The 18961-nt window shown below is 54.2% G+C and carries 19 protein-coding genes and 1 tRNA gene; 17 read left to right on the top strand and 3 right to left on the bottom strand.

All coding sequences use genetic code 11. From position 1 onward, the window contains the following. The first annotated feature begins 109 nt into the window (after positions 1–109). The 4 genes from ACZA91_RS04340 (at position 110) to ACZA91_RS04325 (ending at position 2251) form a co-directional block, all read left to right on the top strand. Positions 110–394 carry a hypothetical protein gene (locus ACZA91_RS04340; protein WP_099531740.1) on the top strand — a complete coding sequence of 95 codons (285 nt, stop codon included), beginning with the start codon at positions 110–112 and terminating at the stop codon, positions 392–394. Then, the gene (locus ACZA91_RS04335; protein WP_463184873.1) at positions 391–735 is read left to right on the top strand and encodes a cupin domain-containing protein; all 345 of its coding nucleotides are present in this window, start codon (positions 391–393) and stop codon (positions 733–735) included. The genes ACZA91_RS04340 and ACZA91_RS04335 overlap by 4 nt, the downstream gene beginning before the upstream one ends. Positions 736–884: 149 nt before the next feature. Further along, entirely contained in the window at positions 885–2054 is a 1170-nt protein-coding gene (locus tag ACZA91_RS04330) for a CobW family GTP-binding protein (protein WP_463184871.1), read from the top strand. A 126-nt stretch (positions 2055–2180) separates the two neighbouring features. Beyond that, a tRNA-Cys gene (locus ACZA91_RS04325) sits at positions 2181–2251 on the top strand. A 206-nt stretch (positions 2252–2457) separates the two neighbouring features. Here ACZA91_RS04325 and ACZA91_RS04320 read toward each other — a convergent pair. Further along, positions 2458–3192, bottom strand: a complete 735-nt coding sequence (locus ACZA91_RS04320) for a TetR/AcrR family transcriptional regulator (protein WP_463184870.1) — start codon at positions 3190–3192, stop codon at positions 2458–2460. Positions 3193–3412: 220 nt separating this feature from the next. On the opposite strand from ACZA91_RS04320, the gene ACZA91_RS04315 reads away from it, so the two are divergent. Together ACZA91_RS04315 and ACZA91_RS04310 are read left to right on the top strand one after the other, a co-directional pair. Continuing rightward, the gene (locus tag ACZA91_RS04315; protein ID WP_463184868.1) at positions 3413–3685 is read left to right on the top strand and encodes a hypothetical protein; all 273 of its coding nucleotides are present in this window, start codon (positions 3413–3415) and stop codon (positions 3683–3685) included. A 42-nt stretch (positions 3686–3727) separates the two neighbouring features. Beyond that, on the top strand, positions 3728–4957 hold the full coding sequence (locus tag ACZA91_RS04310) for an MFS transporter (RefSeq protein ID WP_463184866.1): 1230 nt from the start codon (positions 3728–3730) through the stop codon (positions 4955–4957). Positions 4958–5127: 170 nt separating this feature from the next. Here ACZA91_RS04310 and apcB read toward each other — a convergent pair whose 3' ends face one another. Further along, positions 5128–5634: an allophycocyanin subunit beta gene (apcB, locus tag ACZA91_RS04305; RefSeq protein WP_099531842.1), complete on the bottom strand. Its 507-nt coding sequence runs from the start codon at positions 5632–5634 to the stop codon at positions 5128–5130. A 402-nt stretch (positions 5635–6036) separates the two neighbouring features. Between apcB and glnA the strand changes: the two genes are divergently transcribed. The 4 genes from glnA (at position 6037) to ACZA91_RS04285 (ending at position 10390) form a co-directional block, all read left to right on the top strand. Continuing rightward, a complete protein-coding gene (glnA, locus tag ACZA91_RS04300; RefSeq protein WP_099531744.1) occupies positions 6037–7458 on the top strand; it encodes a type I glutamate--ammonia ligase in 1422 nt (473 codons plus the stop codon). Between the two features lie 520 nt (positions 7459–7978). Next, positions 7979–8716: a Coq4 family protein gene (locus tag ACZA91_RS04295; protein ID WP_463184864.1), complete on the top strand. Its 738-nt coding sequence runs from the start codon at positions 7979–7981 to the stop codon at positions 8714–8716. Between the two features lie 87 nt (positions 8717–8803). Next, a complete protein-coding gene (locus ACZA91_RS04290; protein ID WP_463184863.1) occupies positions 8804–10132 on the top strand; it encodes a type IIL restriction-modification enzyme MmeI in 1329 nt (442 codons plus the stop codon). 15 nt (positions 10133–10147) lie between these two features. After that, complete coding sequence (locus ACZA91_RS04285; RefSeq protein WP_463184861.1) at positions 10148–10390, top strand: hypothetical protein; 243 nt, start codon at positions 10148–10150, stop codon at positions 10388–10390. Positions 10391–10579: 189 nt separating this feature from the next. On the opposite strand, the gene ACZA91_RS04280 is transcribed toward ACZA91_RS04285, so the two are convergent. Then, on the bottom strand, positions 10580–12367 hold the full coding sequence (locus tag ACZA91_RS04280; protein ID WP_463184859.1) for a glycosyltransferase family 61 protein: 1788 nt from the start codon (positions 12365–12367) through the stop codon (positions 10580–10582). 335 nt (positions 12368–12702) lie between these two features. Here ACZA91_RS04280 and ACZA91_RS04275 point away from each other — a divergent pair, with 335 nt between their 5' ends. From ACZA91_RS04275 to ACZA91_RS04245, 7 genes are all read left to right on the top strand, one after another. After that, positions 12703–13116, top strand: coding sequence for a XisH family protein (locus ACZA91_RS04275; RefSeq protein WP_463184857.1), 414 nt, complete (start codon positions 12703–12705; stop codon positions 13114–13116). Then, a complete protein-coding gene (locus ACZA91_RS04270; RefSeq protein ID WP_463184855.1) occupies positions 13104–13472 on the top strand; it encodes an element excision factor XisI family protein in 369 nt (122 codons plus the stop codon). Before ACZA91_RS04275 ends, ACZA91_RS04270 begins: the two co-directional genes overlap by 13 nt. 220 nt (positions 13473–13692) lie before the next feature. Beyond that, complete coding sequence (locus tag ACZA91_RS04265) at positions 13693–14820, top strand: class I SAM-dependent methyltransferase (RefSeq protein ID WP_190532475.1); 1128 nt, start codon at positions 13693–13695, stop codon at positions 14818–14820. 220 nt (positions 14821–15040) lie between these two features. Beyond that, positions 15041–15490 (top strand): YbjN domain-containing protein, encoded by a 450-nt coding sequence (locus ACZA91_RS04260; protein ID WP_190354091.1) that lies wholly within the window; start codon positions 15041–15043, stop codon positions 15488–15490. Positions 15491–15564: 74 nt separating this feature from the next. Then, positions 15565–16320, top strand: coding sequence for a lipoate--protein ligase family protein (locus ACZA91_RS04255; protein WP_463184853.1), 756 nt, complete (start codon positions 15565–15567; stop codon positions 16318–16320). A 157-nt stretch (positions 16321–16477) separates the two neighbouring features. Next, entirely contained in the window at positions 16478–17059 is a 582-nt protein-coding gene (locus ACZA91_RS04250) for a hypothetical protein (protein WP_190532467.1), read from the top strand. A gap of 115 nt (positions 17060–17174) precedes the next feature. Further along, the gene (locus ACZA91_RS04245) at positions 17175–18929 is read left to right on the top strand and encodes a glycoside hydrolase family 3 N-terminal domain-containing protein (protein WP_463184852.1); all 1755 of its coding nucleotides are present in this window, start codon (positions 17175–17177) and stop codon (positions 18927–18929) included. Positions 18930–18961 lie beyond the last annotated feature (32 nt).

Here is an 18961-nt window from a genome sequence, read left to right as displayed (position 1 = left end):
CGCTCCCCCAAATTAAAATGCAAGGAGGGGTTAAATAACAGCCATTGCCACTCGATCGCCCTCCGATACCCCTTGGCGGAATCCTGGTCAGCCCACCTCTGAGAAACCTATGGATGCCTTTGCACCGGAAGCACCCGACTGGACAGACTCCGCCGTTCACGCCCTGGAGTTCTGTTGCCCCACCTGTGGCGCATCGGTTTTAGAAGCGGAGCGCGTGTGGATTAATCGGCGATCGCCCGTGCTCACGGAAACCTACCGCCGCAAGTGGCAGGAGTTCTATGGGTGTCATTGCGGCTGTGTGTGGTGGGCTTGGAGCGATGAACGCCCCCCGTCTGATTTGGTGGCCACGGAGCCGCCAGCACCCCCCGAAAATCGAGGAGAGGATTGGTTTTGAAACGAGTTGCGCTCTCGGAAGTCCCGATCGAGCGGGTTTCCCACAACCCCGCGATCACCAAGCAAGTGCTGTTGCGACAAGGCGACCTTCCCCACCTCACCAACTTTTCCCGAGCTTGCTTTGCGCCCGGCCAGGTCGCGCCCGGCCATGCCCACTCGGATATGCACGAAGTCTTCTTCATTGAAGCTGGCCAGGGGACAATGATCGTTGATGGCCAGCGCTTTGATCTGGTTCCGGGCGTTTGCCTGGCGATCGCCCCCCATGAGGTGCATGAAATTGCCAACACGGGCCCCGAAGAATTGGTAATTACCTACTTTGGCCTACGGGCGATCGGGGATTGAGCAATCCCACAAATCTCAGCTATCTTTGAGAATGATTCTCATCCCATCGACAATAGCCAGAACCATCCCCCGGCGCCTACTGACCTAGCGTCCACCCGCTAACAGCCCATCCACGCCCTACTTCATTTCCTTTCATCAATCCCTGTCCCATGGCCACCAGTCAAGATCTAACCGCCCCCAGCCCAGTCATGGCCGCCCCTAAATTGGGCTTGCCAGTCACCATCATCACAGGCTTTTTAGGCAGCGGCAAAACCACCCTGCTTAATCATATTCTGAGCAATCAACAGGGTCTGAAGACGGCTGTTTTGGTCAATGAGTTTGGTGAAATTGGCATTGATCAAGAGCTGATCGTTGAAGTCTCGGACGATGACAGCGTGATTGAACTCGCCAACGGTTGCATTTGCTGCAACATCAATAATGACTTGGTGGATGCGGTCTATCGCGTTTTGGAACGAGAAGAACGGATTGACTATCTGGTGGTGGAAACCACGGGCTTGGCGGATCCTTTGCCCGTTGCGTTGACCTTCCTGGGCACTGAACTGCGGGATATGACGCGGCTCGATTCGATCATTACCTTGGTCGATTGCGAAAACTTCAGCCTCGATTTGTTCAACAGTGAAGCTGCCTATAGTCAAATTGCCTATGGCGACATTATTTTGCTGAACAAAACCGATCTCGTTGCGCCCGAAAAGGTGGAAGCGCTTGAAGAACGGGTTCGGGAAATTAAGCAAGGCGCTCGCATTTTGCGCACCCAAAACTCGGAAGTGCCCTTGCCTTTGGTTTTGAGTGTTGGTCTGTTTGAATCGGATCAGTACTATCACCCGGAAGAAAGTGCTGATGCCCATGATCATGCAGATGAACAAGCGCATGATCATCACAACCATGACGCTTGCGATCATGCAGATGAACAAGCGCATGATCATCACAACCATGATGCTTGCGATCATGACCATGGCCATTGTGTCCACGACCACGATCATGACCATCATCACCACGGCCATGACCATGACCACCATCATCACTCCCACCACCTAGAAAATGATGGATTTGTGTCCGTTTCCTTTGAGAGCGATCGCCCCTTTGTGATCCGCAAGTTCCAGAGCTTTTTGGATGATCAAATGCCGGAAGCAGTCTTTCGGGCTAAGGGAATTTTGTGGTTCCAAGAAAGCGAAAACCGCCACATTTTCCACCTGTCCGGCAAGCGCTTCACCCTGGAAGATGATCTTTGGAAGGGGCAACCCAAAAACCAGCTCGTGCTGATTGGGCAAAACTTGGATCAGGCTACGTTGCTGTCGCAGTTGGAAGATTGCCTGGCCTAGGCTGAGGCGATCGGCTGCGGTGGGCGATCGCGCTGTTTCCCTCGCTGGTTCAGAATTTTGAGCCTGGGGGGTTGCCCAAATGCAAAACTGATGGCAGAATGACATCTGCCGAACAGAACGGCGCAAGGCGGCATGGCCAAGTGGTAAGGCAGAGGACTGCAAATCCTTTACCCCCAGTTCGAATCTGGGTGCCGCCTTTTAAAAGACTTCAATCAATCCCGGCAATCGGCCCCGGCAATCGGCTAACCCCGGTAATTGGCTCAAGACCCTGTTTTGCGCCTGCTGTTTGGGAATTGCTGAGCAGCGGGTGCAAATTGCACTGGAGGTGCACAACCGCGCTCGGTAATCATCAAATCAGGCGATCGCCTCCTGCTGGTGCAGCTTGAACCTCTGAACCGATCGATCAGCTTTCAAGGATCTCGGAGTCTTCAAAATAATTAGATAAATAACTCAACATTAATTTCTTCGTTTCCTGCACTAAGCGGGTTTGCGCCAAGCCCGTCTGCCCGAAAGTAAACCATAGCAATGTGCCAATTCCCTTGACGATCACAAAGGCGATCGCCTCATAGGTTTCTGCCGTTTGACCGGGATAGCGATCTTGAAAATAGTCAATGTAGCCCTGGATCAGGCGATCGTCATTTTCGGCATCAATTTCGGCCAGTTCTGGCAGTCCTTGCAAGGGCATGAGAATGGCTAAATAGCCCGGGTGGGTTTTCAGAAATTGATCGAAAGAATCAACAATCCGATCAACATAATCCTTGAGGGATAAATTTTTAGCCTCTGAGGCATGAAGTTGGAGAAATAACGCATACATCTGATCGTTATAGCGCTCCGCCAAGGCTCCGACGATGGCGTTTTTGTCGGGAAAAAACTGATAGAGCGACCCGATCGGGACTTCTGCTTGGGCCGCGATCGCCTGGGTGGTGGTGGCGTTGTAGCCTTCGGCGATCAAAAGTTTTTCCGCCACATCCAAAATTCGATTCACGCGGGCTTGGCTGCGGGCCTGGCGTGGTTTCTTGCGGGCTGCTGGTTTGGGGGGGGCTTTGGTTCCGGGAGTCATCATGCGTTGAACTGTGGCCAATAGGGGGCTTGACAAAAAACGAGGATTGCTCATATCTTGAATATGAGCAAATTTCATATTTATCTTTCCACTTCAAGGTTCCTATGTCTAGTTCCCCGCGCTGAAGCCATTTTTGATTGGGCTTAATTAAGCTTAATTGGGTTTTCTGGAGCTTTTTCTCGGAATTTCATCGCTGAATACGACGTTTCCCCGGCTTAATCGTATGTTCAACGTGGCGTTTTTATATCGAGCATTTGAAATAAAAAGTGCGCCCTCAGTCCTCAATCCCTTGAAACCGATGCTGCGGACGATTTCAAAACTCACGCTGACTCCAGCCTCGGTTCCTGCTGAGTCGGAGCCTGCTCGCAACCGGACTCGCTGGCCCTGGGTGCGTTTCTGGCGCTGGGGTCGCTTGCGACTTGCTCCTTGGATGGCGCTGCTGACGGCCGGGTGGAGCCGCGTGGCCGCCTGGGGAGATCAGGATCACCATGAGCGATCGCGCTGGTTGGTGGCCCTCAGTCGCATCAATTTTGTGGCGGTGTATGGATTGTTGAGTGAACTGCTGTGGTGAACGGTTTGAGTTGGTGATGGCAATCAGTGTGAGGTGCGTCCAATGTTGAATCTGAAACGGTTGCGATCGAGACCGGCCCGACAGTTTTTGTACCTGTGGGCGGGTCAGACTTTAATTTTCTGTGCCGCACAAATTTGGTTGGTGGCCCTGACTTGGTTGGTGTTGCAAGAAACCCAATCTGGTTGGGCGGCGGGGTCGGTGTTGATGGCAGCGGCGATTCCTCGGGGGCTGTTGATGTTGTTGGGGGGAGCCATGAGCGATCGCCTGCCCACCAATCGGGTGGCGGCGCTGGCGGGGGCGATCGCATCCCTGGCAATTATGGGGGTGGTGGCGATGCTGCTGGCCGATCGCTTCTCCCTGGAAGGGATGATCGCCATTGCGGCTCTCTTTGGTTCTCTGGAAGCCTTTCTTTATCCTGCCGTTTTGGCCCTGTTGCCGAAACTGGTTCCCGCTGATCGCCTTTCTCAGGCCAATGCTTGGATGCAAGGCAGCGAACAGATTACGAATGTGGTTGGGCCGGCGGCGGCGGGCTTGGCGATCGGGGCTGTGGGGTTGACGGCTACTTTTACCCTCAATGCCTTGTTACTGTTGCTCGGCAGTCTTTGTATTTTTCTGGTGCAACCCAAGGCTCCCGGGCGATCGGCCCATTCCCCTCAGTCAACGCCGAAACAGGCCCTGGCCGCAGAAATTGGCGAAGGGTTGCGCTATGCCTGGCAGCGATCGGACATTCGGATCGGGTTGCTGCTGATTGCGGCCATTAACTTTGCCATCCTGGGGCCGATCGTGATTGGCGTGGCCCAACTGGTAACCGTGCGCTTACAGGGCAATGCCACCACCTTTGGATCGCTTCAGGCCGCCTATGGCGTGGGGGCCCTGCTGGGTGTGGTGATTGCGGGGCAACTCAACGCGATCGCCAACCTCAAAACGCCCCTGGCTTGGCTGGCGGGAGCCTTGGGATTAGGCTTAATTTCCCTGGGCTTTGTTCACAGCACCGCCCTCGCCGCGATCGCGATCGGGGGGATGGGGATCGGTGGCGGCATTGTGGGTGTTTTGGCCATGACTTGGCTGCAACAGCAAACCGCCTTTCACATGCAGGGGCGAATGATGAGCCTGATTATGTTTGCGGCGGTGGCCTTGGATCCCTTTTCGCAGGCGGCCTCGGGTGCGTTGTTGGAAATCAGCCTCACTGGATTGTTTGTGGCGGCGGGGATCGTCATGTTGTTGACGGCAATGGGCGCGGCGATCGGGCCGGAAACTTCCCGATCGACCTAAAATCCCAAACCATCAATAACCGTTGATTAACCCCAACGCATATCCCAAAACCATTCGCCCAAAACCATTCGCCCAACATCCACAACCCTGCATCCAGCAAAAGCAATCGCCCGCAGAGGCCCCAACCTCCACGGGCGATGTCTTGCTAGACTTGCCCATCGGGCAAAATCCTAGATGTCCGACTCGCTCAGTTCGCGGGTCATGTAATCAAACGGTGCATCCACCACGCTGGCATCCACACCGGCCGCCGTCACCAGCGACTTCACAATATCCTTCATGATTTGAATGCCGCGCACCGTCGGAGCCGGAGGCACACCCAAAGAGTTGTAGGTTTCGCGCAGACCATTCAGCACGCGCTCATCCAACACATCCGCATCCGCCGCCACGATCGCGTAGCTGGCATAGCGCAGGTAGTAGTCCATATCCCGCAGACAAGCCGCATAGCGCCGAGTGGTGTAAGCATTGCCACCCGGACGAATCAGCTCGGGCACTTCCTCAAATAAAGCCAAGCCCGCTTGCTTGACAATATCTGCCGCATTGGCATTAATCACCGATGCCGCCTTGATCCGAGCTTCACCCGACGCAAAGTAGGCCTTCAGGTCGTCCATTGCGTCGCGATCGAGGTAGCGACCCGTAATGTCATAGTTTCTGATTAAAGTCGTCACAGCATCGCGCATCATGAGCGATTCTCCCAACAGTCTTTATCGAAGAGAAATATTGACAGTAGCCTACATTAAGGAAGCTGCTTGTCTTAAACTCGTCCCGGGACTCGGCTGAAATCGCTACACATCAGACGGTGCAACGGATTTCTGCGGCGACGCTCGGGCCCTCTCAATCATCGCACACCGCAGCGCCTAGCCCAAAGTCTCAGCACTAAGTTTTGTATCTCCCCTCAGCAGAGAAATAGTAGTTTCTGATACAAAAACCGCCCTAGCCTCTCTTTAGGATGTGACGAATGTAGCGCTACCCCGAGTAAGCGTCATTTATAGGTTTTGCTCTAAGCGCAACCGTGACAGAGGGGCAGTGCCTCGCATCTATTCCAAAGAGCGACTAAACAAACAGGTTCAAGGAGTTCGTTCATGACGACTGCCCAAGATGTCTTGAAAATGATTCAAGACCAAAATATCGAGATGATCGACCTGAAGTTTGTCGATCTCTTCGGGATCTGGCAGCACTGCACCTTCCATCGCAGCCTTATCGACGAAGAAGCCTTCACCGAGGGCGTGGCCTTCGATGGTTCCAGTATTCGCGGTTGGAAGGGTATCCAAGCTTCCGACATGTCCATGGTGGCTGATCCCAACACCGCCTGGATGGATCCGTTCATGGAAGTGCCCACCCTGAGCATGGTCTGCTCGATCAAGGAACCCCGTACCGGCGAGTGGTACGATCGCGACCCCCGCTCGATCGCGGCTCGCGTGTTGGGCTACCTGCAAAGCACCGGCATCGGCGACACCGTATATTGCGGCCCCGAACCGGAATTCTTCATCTTCGACGATGTTCGCTACGGCCAAAACGAGCACGAATCCTACTACCACGTGGATTCGATCGAAGCCCAGTGGAACTCGGGTCGGATTGAAGCTGGTGGCAACCTGGGCAACAAAATTGGCTACAAGCGTGGCTACTTCCCCGTTGCTCCCAGCGACACCCTGCAAGACATCCGCACCGAAATGCTACTGACCATGGGCAAGTGTGGCGTGCCCATTGAAAAGCATCACCACGAAGTGGCAACCGCCGGCCAGTGCGAGCTGGGCATGAAGTTCAGCGACCTGATCAGCGCCGCTGACAACGTACTGACCTACAAGTACGTGATCAAGAACGTGGCTAAGAAGTACGGCAAAACCGTCACCTTCATGCCCAAGCCGCTGTTTAACGACAACGGCTCCGGGATGCACACCCACATGTCGATTTGGAAGGACGGCCAGCCCCTGTTCTTCAGCCCCGATGGCTATGCCAACCTGAGCAAGATGGCGCTGAACTTCATCGGTGGTTTGCTGAAGCACGCTCCCGCTGTGTTGGCCTTCACCAACCCGACCCTCAACTCCTACAAACGCTTGGTGCCGGGCTTTGAAGCGCCGGTGAACTTGGCTTACTCGGCCGGTAACCGATCGGCTTCGATCCGGATTCCGTTGACCGGCTCGAACCCCAAGGCCAAGCGTCTGGAATTCCGTTGCCCCGACGCAACCTCGAACCCCTACCTGGCGTTCTCGGCCATGCTGCTGGCGGGTCTCGACGGGATCAAGAACGAAATCGATCCGGGCGAACCGCTGGATGTGGACATCTACGACCTCAGCCCCGAAGAACTGAGCAAGGTTCCTTCGACCCCCGGTTCGCTGGAAGGCGCACTGGAAGCGTTGGATCAAGATCGCGGTTTCTTGACCGCTTCGGGTGTGTTCACCGATGACTTCATCGACAACTGGATCACCTACAAGCTGGATGCGGAAGTGAACCCGATGCGCCTGCGTCCGCACCCCTACGAGTACCTGCTGTACTACGATGCCTAATTCCCGAATGGGTTAGGTGGCTGGGTTGCGCTGGGGCTGAATAAATCGCCCCGGCCAACCCAACCGGTAATCTCACAATCAAAGAGGCGATCGAGTCGTTTGCTGCGTTGGCAAGCCCGGCTCGATCGCCTCTTGTTTTTTGGGGTTGGAACTGTTTGGAGCGATCAATCGGGCGAAGTCAGGACTGAAATAACGCAGATCATGGTGGTTGATGACAGTTGCCAGCGTAGGACAGTGAACGAGTCAGTCGTTGCGCTTGAGACTTCAGACTACTCTCGTCTGTCGAGTTGAATTAAAAATGAAATTTATTCATGTTTTGCTTGACAGGACAAAAATTCTGCTGATATTCTAAAAACATGAGAGACACTCATTTTCTGAGTTGCCCCACCCCTGAAAGCACCGTCCCGCCAGGGTATGAGCTAACGAACGGAAGTGCTAGCTTTCTCCCGACTATTCAGCAACTTCACCCTCCCTCGAGAGGTGATTGGGTTAATTTTGCAGTCCCCTGGAGCTACTGTCTATGCAACCGCTTCATTCAGCGACATTGAACGACTCTTTGACCGGTTCCATGCAACCGCCGACCCCCAATTCTTTTTCTCAGGGTATGAAGTCGTTTTTTTCAAAGTTTTTGATTTTCAAGTCATTCACTGCCATGCTGCTTGGCAGCAGTAGCCTGAAAACGGTTGGTGAACTAGTGGATGGTTTGCTGGAAACTCCCGCCTACGCTTTGGCAGCACAGTATCTCAGTCAGAATCCGGCTTGTGCCGCCTTAATCCGTGAGCGCTATCTGCCACCGGCCCATGATTTAGAAACCCTGCTGACCCTGCCTCCTGATTCGCTGGGGTATATCTATGCAGCAGAAATGAAAAAAAAGGGCTTTGATCCCAATTTACACGCTGGCATGACTGCCCAATCTGATGCTGAATATGTTGAAATGCGTCTGAGTCAAACCCATGATCTTTGGCATATTGTGACTGGGTTTGCTCCCTCTGAAATTGGCGAAATTGGCTTGCAGGCCTTTCATTTGCCACAATTTCCCTATCCATTAGCCAGCATGTTAATTGCAAATAGTTTGATTATCAGCACTCTGATGGCACCCACAACATTGCCATTTTTGCTAGAGGCGATCGCTCAGGGATTTCAAATGGGTAAAGCTGCTCAACCTCTGTTTGCTCAAAAGTGGGAAGAGGGATGGGAAAAGCCCTTGAGCCAATGGCAAGCAGAGCTGAATATTCAACCCATTCAGTATTCATCATGAATTTCATGCAGCCATTTCAGTTAAATCTGAGCTGATGAACTAGTCGTAACTTCAGAGGCGATCGAGTCGTTTGCTCTGTTGGCAAGCTTGGCTCGATCGCTTCTCGTTTTTTGGGCGGGTCAAGGCTGCCCCGATCGCCCCACCAAGAATCAGCGCTTTAATGGGTATGGCTGTTTAGTCCTTGGCCTATTTGCTGATCCGCGATTCCTAATGCCGTCAGTGAACCGCGATCGACTGCAGGAGTTTGTCACCTTTTGCCAAACCTATATCCTGTCGCAACCCGCCGCGACGGAACGCAGCAATAGCGGGCTGTTTCTGGAGACATTCTTTCAGGCGTTTGGGTATGCCGGAACCAAGCAGGCGGGAGCCACGATCGAGCAAGTGGTGGATCAGGGCAGCCGCAAGGGCCAGACGGGTTACGCCGATTTGTATTGGCCCGATGGTTCGCTGCTGATTGAACTGAAGCGGCGATCGGAGCGACATCTCGATCGCCACTACAACCAAGCCTGGGGCTATGCCCAACGCCTCACGCCTCAACCGCAATACATCATCCTTTGCAACTTCGAGCAGTTTTGGATTTACGACCTCACCCAATCGGTCAGCATCCCCGTTGAACGGTTAGCCCTCGATGAATTGCCGTTTCATCCCGAAGCCTTCCGCTTCATGGAACGGGGAGCCGCAAAACCCAAGTTTCGCGACGGGCAAATTGTGGAGGTGACAGCGACGGCGGCCCAACGGATGGGGCTGCTGTATCGATCGCTTTGTGACCGGCGCGATCGCCTGAAAAATCCCCCCTACACCGAAGCCGATGCCCATGAATTACTATCGAGCGTGCCGCCGCAACCGCAACGCTACGTGATTGATTTTCATCCCCAATCCCTAGAGACTGCAAAAACCTATCCAGCAATTTTTAAACAGATTAAAACCGAGGTCTTACCGACCCGGCAACAGGCCGCCCAAGCAGAAGCCGATCGCAATCAAGCAGTCTTGAAGAAAAACCCAAAAGCGAAAGTTAATCATCACCATCAAAATTTTTTGAATCGTTGGTGGCTCCTGTCTTACCCGCGCCCTGAAATGATTGCAAAAATCAGCCAGGGCGATCGTTATATTGTTTGCGGACAGGTAACAAAACGCCCGATCGTTGCATTTGTTTCAGGTCGTATCCGTCCCAATGCCGCCTTGATTGTTTTTCCATTAGACGATGATTATTCCTTTGGGATTTTGCAATCCTCGTTGCATTGGCAATGGTTCACCCGCCAATGTTCAACCTTAAAAGGCGATTTTCGCTACACCTCCAACACCGTTTTTGACACCTTTCCTTGGCCGCAAACGGTGACGATCGCCCAAATCACAGCCGTGGCAGAAGCCGCCCGCGCCCTGCGCCAATTGCGCGAAACCCTGATGGCGGAAGCCTAATGGAGCCTGCGCGATTTGTATAAAACCTTGGATCAACCGGGCGATACGCCGCTGCACTTGGCCCATGCCGCACTCGATCGAGCCGTGGCCGCGGCCTACGGTTGGGACGATCGCACCGATCCCCTGGCCTTCCTGTTCGAACTCAACCAAACTGTGGCAGCGGCCGAGCGATCGGGAGAACCGGTTTTGAGGCCCGGCTTGCCCCCTTGGGTGGGCGATCGTCAGCCTTTAATCAGCGCCGATTGCATCACTAGCTAGCCCGTTGGCATTCCAGAGTTGGTCATCCTAGGCTAGGGCAAAACGGGAGGCCCGAAACCACGACGGCGTGTTAGTAGAGGTGGAGACGGAGGAGAACGAGGCGCAACAAATTCCGAAATTCTGAGGAAACAGCAGGGGTAGTTGATGCAGTGTGCTTAGACTAATAGGGTGATTTTTGTAGGAATTAAGTCAACTGGGTGAAGAGCTAAATTCTGCCAAGATCGCCTTGATTTTTTCTAAATCTATTCTCAGGTCGTACCAAGCTGGTTCCTCTTGAAACAGTCCATCTGCGCGCTGAATGGCTTCCCCAATCACATAGCGATAATTTAAGTCCACAAACTCGCTGATCACTTTGTAGCAGACTGGTCGATAGGCAATCGATAGCAATTCAAGAACCCAGGTTCCAGGCGAGGCAAACACTAAATTAGTTAGCCCAGCCCCATGGGGCGCAACCACCACTTCCGCAGTGGCAAACATGGCTACTTGTTCCAACAATGGCAGTGTTTCCAGTTCAACAATCTCAAATCCGTTGGCTATAAGAAACTCCATCACTTCTGTCTCATTGAGCAACCGCCGGTAACTTGCTTTACTGCGTGTGATATAGATTTTTTTGGCTGACTTGTCAGCGCCCAAGGGATGAATAGACAAGCTGCTTGTTGCCCTAGCCAGATGGTTCTCTGTGGGTTGAGCGTCTTGTCCATTAGTTGTGGCTTGTAATTCCACACTGCCAGTGATCGCCGTCAATTCCTTCTGCTGTAAGGCGCGGCTCAAGAACGTATTTCGCAAAAAATTACAGGCATAGCGTGTGATGCCGTTCATATAGGATGGTACTAGAACAGACTCAAAACATAATACTGCTTGGCTGCCTGTTTCTATTACTTTGCTAGCTTCGATGCCAAGCAAACTTAAGGATTCTTTGTGAAACGGGTGATTGATTTTGTCAAAAACAAAATAATCAATTTTATCCAGAGCATTCTTGTCCTGATAAAAATTTTCTTTGTATCTGCCAATCCTAGGCAAGATATCAAACATCCAGTGATAGTAATTTTCTCCGCATAAAGTAGACAGAATCAATGCTTTTCCTGGCTGAACTTCTGGCCAGTCAGGTGCAGATTTTTCCCATATCAGAGTTGATAGCTTGCCACTACAAGCTCCCACTAGAAACTTTTTCTCATGATTTAAAATCGCAACGGCTTGTGATTCAATCCAAACCATTGCTGCCTTAAGCTCAAAGCAATCACCTAATTGGGGGTTAAGTGTTAATGCTCCGTCATCTTGATTAGATGAATTTTGGGGCAATGCTGTTGACCAAACAAGGCTATCGTCACAGGAAATAATTTGACTAAAGCGATGCAAGAGCGAGGGAGTTAAGTCATGCTGAGAGCAGAAATCAAACCAATCTTGGCGCTGATGGTCAACACCCAGGCGTTTGATCGCCTGATAGGCTATATCCGAGCCAGGATTGGTTGCTAGCAGATGCAAATAGCCTTCAATGGCCGCCTCCCATCGTCCTTGTTGTTCCAAGCACTGCGATCGAAGTTGCCATAAATCACCTGCCCCAGGAGAAACCTTCAAACCGCGATCGCAAGTGGCAACCGCGTCCTCTAGCTGTGCCAAATATTTATGCAGCCGAGCCAGGCACAGATAGCTGTGATGCCAATTAGGATCTAGTAAAATCGCCTGTTCATAGGCCCGTAAGGCAGCAGCAAAGTGACTTTGAGTTAACAGCAAGGTTGCTAGATTGACATAGAGCGTGGCTTGCTCTGGAAAAACTTGAATGGCCTGCTGATAAACAGTGATTGCTTCCGGCACAGCTTCTTGTTCGGTGAGTATTTTGGCTAAGAAGTTGTAGCCATCTAACCATTCGGGACAGGCATCTAGTTTTTGGCAATAGTGAGAAACTATGGCAAATACCTGTTCTTGATCAGTCAAAGCTTTCGCTTGGGCAATTTTCTCGCCTAAACTATTGATTTTCATAATGCCACTCTACTGATTGAGTTGGACTGTATTGCTGAAGCTCGTCAACATACGATACATCTATAGCCAGCTTTTGCTCATCGATCTCACTTTGGGTTGGCTATTTTCCACGGCTCCATCACGCTACTCCTGAACAACGCACCCAGTGGCGACCCATTGGCGACGGCGTTGGGATGCACTAGGGAGCAGCCGCAACATGGCAGCGGTGCGTAGGGCGAAAAACCCACCTCGGGAACCTGCGAACCGTTGCCCTACGCACCCTACGGCAGAATTGGGGATTAAGCTAAAATCCAACTCAGCTAGCAAGCCTAACGCGATCGCCCAAGACAATTTCTATGGCCAAAGATCTATTTCATCAAGCGGTTCGGAACGCCTTAGAAAAAGAGAATTGGTCGATTACGGATGATCCCCTGAGTCTCAAACTCGGCGGCGTTGATTTATATATCGACTTGGGGGCAGAAAAGCTGCTGGCAGCAGAACGCGCCGGCCAGAAAATCGCCGTAGAAATTAAAACCTTTGGCGGCCGATCCGAAATCGCTGAGTTTCATTTAGCACTCGGTCAATTTTTAAATTATCGATTAGCCTTACAAGTCAGCGATCCTGCGCGGGAACTCTTCCTGGCTGTTCCCCAAGTCATTTATGAAAGCTTCTTTACGCTTGAATTTATTAAAATGTCGATTACGAATTACCAAGTCAAACTGTTAGTTTATGAACCCGAAACGGAGACCATTGCCCTATGGAAAAACTAGCGACCTATCGGCAATACGTCAAAGAAGTACTGAACGATTTTTGCGAATTTCGTCGCAATGCCTCCGTGCGTCCCGAAGCTAGGGCGATCGCCGTTAACCCCATCTTTGATGAAATCAACGATCGCTATGCCGTCGTTATTGATGGCTGGACAACCAAGCGACGTGACTATGGCCTGATCATGCACATCGACATCAAAAGCAGCAGCCCAGAGGATGCCAAAATTTGGGTTCAATACAACGGCACGGAAGTCGAAATCGTGCAACAACTGCTCGATCGCGGTGTGCCCAAGGAAGATTTGGTGCTGGGCTACCATCCCCCCAGCATCCGCCCCTTCACCGAATTTGCCCTAGGTTAGAGGTTGATGGGTTGATGCCTTCCGGTAGGAAACCATGCCAGAAGGCTTCCTCGCTGCCCGATCGCCCGATTGATCGTAAAGTTTTCGTTACAATAGACCCTCAAGACCGCCCCAATTGCCATCGGGGTTTGGTTTTCGCCGGGGACTTGCCCCTTAATAATCCAAGCGATCGACGCATTCCCGGTCTCGGGTCGATCGCCCTTCAAAATTTCCCATTGCCATGACTGCCACCACCGATCGCCGCCCACAGCAACCTTTTCCGCTGCCGAATCCTAATGACCTGCTGAAGCTGGCCTATCAGACGTTTCAGCAGGGCAAGGGAGCTTTTAGCTTGGCCCACAAGCAAATGAACACGCGGGTTTTGAATGCGATCAAACCCCTGCCCCAACGAAATCAAAGCCTGCCCCCGGAGGTGTTCCAGTTGTTGCAGCGCCGGATGCAAACGCTGCTGGAAACCGATTGGCAGGATGTGGAGCGGGGGGTTTATGGGCCTGAGTTGGTGTTTGAAAATGCTTGGGATGAGTTCCTGAAGTTCTATCCGTTGGTGATTTGGGATGGGTTCCAAACTTGGATGCGCCTGTCGGAAAAGCGCTTTCAGGAGTTTTCGCCCTCGATCGACACCAACGGTTATCCGAAGTATTACCTACAAAATTTCCACTACCAAACCGATGGCTATCTGAGCGATTGGTCTGCGAATTTGTACGATTTGCAGGTGGAATTGCTGTTTAACGGGACGGCGGATGCGATGCGGCGGCGGGTGTTGGCCCCGATCGCCCAGGGGGCAAGCGCTTTCCCAGAAGTGACGGGGCGCGATCTGCGGGTGTTGGATGTGGCCTGCGGGACGGGGCGCACCCTGAGATTCATTCGATCGATTCTGCCCAAGGCGGCGCTGTTTGGGCTGGATCTGTCGCCGGCCTATCTGCGCAAGGCGAATCAAATGTTGTCGCAACAGCCCGGTGAGCTGCCCCAACTCGCCCAGGGTCAAGGGGAAGCGCTGCCCTATGTGGATGATTATTTTCACGTCACCACCAGCACATTCCTGTTCCACGAGTTGCCGGGGCCGGTGCGTGCCCAGGTGATCCAAGAGCTGTTCCGGGTGACGAAGCCGGGGGGCACGGTGGTGCTGTGCGATTCAATTCAGGCGGCCGATGCGCCGGAGTTGGAGCCGGTGTTGGCAGGGTTCCCGGCGGCGTTCCATGAACCGTTCTATCGCCACTACATCACGGATGATTTGGTGGCCTATTTGGACAAGGCCGGGTTTGAGCAGGTGGAAACCTCAACCCATTTCTTGAGCAAATATTGGGTGGCCCGGAAGCCGAGCGATCGCCCTGAAAATCCTGAAAATTAAGATCCCGAATATCCAGCAATAGAGGTTCAGCAACAGACGCTCAGCAATAGACATTCAGTATCAGACATTCAGTATCAGTTGCATCGATCGAACGTTGCGACCACACTGGATGGGGTGGGCATGGGGCGATCGGGCGGCTGGCCTGTGGCCAGTTGCTCGGCTCCTGCGGGGCGAAATCCCCTCCAGCCCGCTAACCTGACTCAACACTTGACTTAGATCTATGACAACGGCGGCGGAAGAAGCTTTGTTGGACGTAGCAGAAGGGCCCACCAGCGCGATCGAGACGATCGAAACGGTGATCTCCAGCTTGGCCACAGAAAACAGCGCCATGGTTAATCGCAGCGGCGGATCGTCCCTTTGGCGGTTTCAATACGGCTCGGTGGAGGTCTATGTGCAACTGACGGGCGAAACCGACGATGACACTTTGACGGTGTGGTCATCGGTGTTGAATCTGCCGGTGAAGGATGAGGCCGGGTTGCTGAAAAAACTGATGGCGGCTAATTGGTTGAGCACCTTTGAGGCCCGCTACGCGATCGCGGAGAATTCCGTGGTGGTGACCACAACCCGCACGGTGGCGGAACTGTCGCCGGGGGAAATTTCCCGATCGATCACGCTGGTGGCTTCGATCGCCGATGACAATGACGAAGCACTGCAAGCGGAATTTGGTTAAAGCGGCTTTTGCTGGCGAGTTGCGGGGCCGCGATTGATATATCCACAAATTGAGGCTATTCACCAATTGAGGCCATGGGCGATCGCTGGCGACTGATCCCAACCTTGAACGAATCCGGCGCGGTGCAAATGGCGATCGATCGCTGGTTGTTTGAGCAGCATGTTCAAGCAGCGGGCCCGCCGGTTCTGCGGTTTTATACCTGGTCGGAACCCACCATTTCTCTGGGGTTCCATCAACGGCGTTACCCGGCCGCTTGGGAACAGTTGCAATGGGCCGATCGCCCGATTCCTCTGGTGCGGCGGCCCACGGGTGGCCGGGCCGTGCTCCATGGGGATGATCTCACCTATGCGGTCATTGGCTCCCAGTTCGGCAGCCGTCGGGATGCCTATTGCCGCATTTGTCGATTTTTGATTGCGGGTTGGCAGGCTCTGGGGGTGGAGTTGCGGTTTGGCGAGGGGCGATCGGTCGGTTTGCGTAACCAAGCCAACTGTTTTGCGCTGGCCACCGATGCGGATTTGGTGCTGGCTGACGGCGGCGAAAAGTTAATCGGCAGCGCTCAATATTTGCAAGGCGCGGCGGTGTTGCAACATGGTTCGATCGCCCTGCATCCCAACCGATCGCTCCATGGCCAGATCTTTGGCACGGAGCCGCTGGAACCCCGGTTGCCGCCCCTGTCCCGATCGCACCTGGTGGCGACCCTGACCCAGGCCGCTCGGGATACGTTCTCGATCGAGCTGGAGGAACAGCCCTTGAGCGATTGGGAATGGGCGGCCATTCGGGCCCTGGCCCAGGAACAGGAGTTGCCCGATCGTTCCCGGGCCGATCGCTAATGCCGTGGTCAATTGCCGTAATCAATCGGTATGCTCAGACAATACGCTCAATACGCTCAAACAGCATTAACAATTTCCCCAACCCAGCGCCCTCATCTCCGTCCAGCGTTATCGTGGATTTAGCAGAGAGATTGCAACGCCTGTCGTTGTCCTCGCGATGGTTTCCTCCACCCGCCTTCCGGATCTCAAGCCTGAATACGATCGCCTCTGGGAAACTTGCCAAATCCGCTCCAACTGGCAAGCCAGGGCCAAACAAGCAGCCGATCGCGCTTTGAAGTTTCGATCGCGCTATGGGGCCATTGAGACTGCGATCCAAGTGCCCTGGTGGTTTGTGGCGGCGATTCACAACCTAGAGTCCACCTGTGACTTTCGCTGCCATTTACACAACGGGCAACCCCTCAGCCAGCGCACCACGATCGAGCCGATCGGGCGGGGCCCCTTCAAAACTTGGGAAGACAGCGCGATCGATGCCCTCACCCTCAAGGAGTTTGACGGCCCGCGCGTGAAGGATCGTTCCTTGGGGGCTTGGCTGTGGCGAGCCGAACGGTTCAACGGCTTTGGCTATCGGCTCTATCGCCCCACGGTGCTCACGCCCTATCTGTGGAGCGGGAGCAATCACTATCAAGCGGGAAAATATGTGGCCGATGGCAAGTTCGATCCCCAAGCGGTGTCGGAACAAGTGGGGGTGGCGGTGTTGTGGAAGGCCCTTGAGGCTATGGGGGCGATCGACCTGCCTTGAGAGGCGGTTAAGTTGGGTTTGTTAACGATCGTGGCAATCAGGAATTTCGCCGTAGAGTCCCGTTGTTGGTTATGGTTCCACCAGGAATCGCGAGAAGTTGCCTAGAGTTGCTGCCATGACTGTTTCGGCCCCGTTCCCCTTGCCTGACCTCGATCGCCTGACCCTGCGCCAACAGATTGCCCAAATGGTTGTTGTGCGGGCTTCGGGCTTTCTGTTTGATGCCCAAATTCGCTATCCCGCTTGGGAGCCGATCGCCTCGGTGCTGGAATCTTGGATCCAGGAGTTGGGCGTGGGGGGCGTGATTCTGCTGGGTGGGGGCGCGGCCGAGGTGGCGCTGCGCACCCATGAGTTTCAACGGTTGGCCCCCGTGCCTCTGCTGATTGCGGCGGATATTGAAGAGGGCGTGGGGCAGCGGTTTGGGGGAGCCACCCAAGGGCCGCCCCTGATGGCCCTCGGCGCGTTGGCACAGCAGGACTTACCCCAAGCGCTGACCTTGGCCCACAACTTGGGAGCCATGACGGCAGCGGAAGCCCAAGCGATCGGGCTGAATTGGTTGCTGGGGCCGGTGGTGGATGTGAATAACAATCCTGCTAATCCGGTGATTAATGTGCGATCGTTTGGGGACGATCCGCAATTGGTCGGGCAACTGGCCGCGGCCTTCATCGCCGGGGCCCACCAATTCCCGATTTTGACGGCGGCCAAGCATTTTCCGGGCCATGGCGACACGGCGATCGATTCCCATTTGTCTCTGCCGGTGATTCCCCACGCTCGCCCGCGATTGAACGCGATCGAGCTGCCTCCCTTTGTGGCGGCGATCGAGGCCGGTGTGGATGCGGTGATGAGTGCCCATTTGCAAATTCCCGCCCTTGATGCCCAACTGCCCGCCACCCTGTCGCGATCGATTTTGACCCAGTTGCTGCGGCAAGACCTGGGCTTTGGGGGGCTAATTGTGACCGATGCGCTGGTGATGGGGGCGATCGCTCGGCACTATGGGGCCAACGAAGCGCCCGTGATGGCCGTGGAAGCGGGGGCCGATATTTTGTTGATGCCGGTGGATCCCCCGGGGGCGATCGAGGCCGTGGCACAGGCTGTGGAGGCGGGACGCATTTCCCCGGAGCGGATTCGGGAATCGGTGGCGCGGATTTGGCAAGCCAAGGGCAAGGTTTTTCAGGCGGCCGATCGACAGGCGGCCGACGTTCCCCCCAGCGCGATCGACCTGCGGGGACAATTGGGCCAGCCCCAGCACCAAGCCACCGTGACGGCCATTTTGGAGGGCAGTTTGGGCGGCGGTAATGGGGTGTTGGCCCTGCCCCGATCGCCCGAGACACCCGAAACGTCCGATCGCACCTTGGCCCAGGAAGCCTTGGAAAATTTGGGCACTTTGGCGGAGCTGACCCCCGAAGCGGCGATCGATTCTCCGGCCGATACTCCAACCCAGCGCCCGATCGCCCGCAATCTGATTGTGGTGGATGACGCGATCGCCAGTGACTTCCTGGGGCAATTTGTCCCGGCGATCGCCTGGCCGCGCCAGTGGGGCATCGGGCAACTGCAAATTGTGGACAGCTACAGCCCGGTGGATTTCGAGGCGATCGGTTCCCTGGCGGCCCAGCAACCCACCCTTTTGCAAATTTTTGCCCGGGGCAATCCCTTTCGAGGCAGCGCCAACCTTACCCAAGGGGCGATCGCTTGGCTGAAAGCCCTTCAAGAATCCCACCAATTAGCGGGCGTGATTTTATACGGCAGTCCTTACCTGCTAGAAACCATGCGGCCGCTGTTGGGGTCAAAAATTCCCTACCGATTCAGCTATGGCCAAATGCCCCGGGCCCAAGCGATCGCCCTGGGCAGCCTGTTCAATCAAGTGATGCCCTAATTGCCTTGCCAATCGCCATCGACCCGGCAAAA

The organism is Limnothrix sp. CMB-01 (assembly GCF_055193175.1).
The sequence above is the reverse complement of the archived record's forward strand: the minus strand, read 5'-3'. Positions and strand labels throughout refer to the sequence as shown.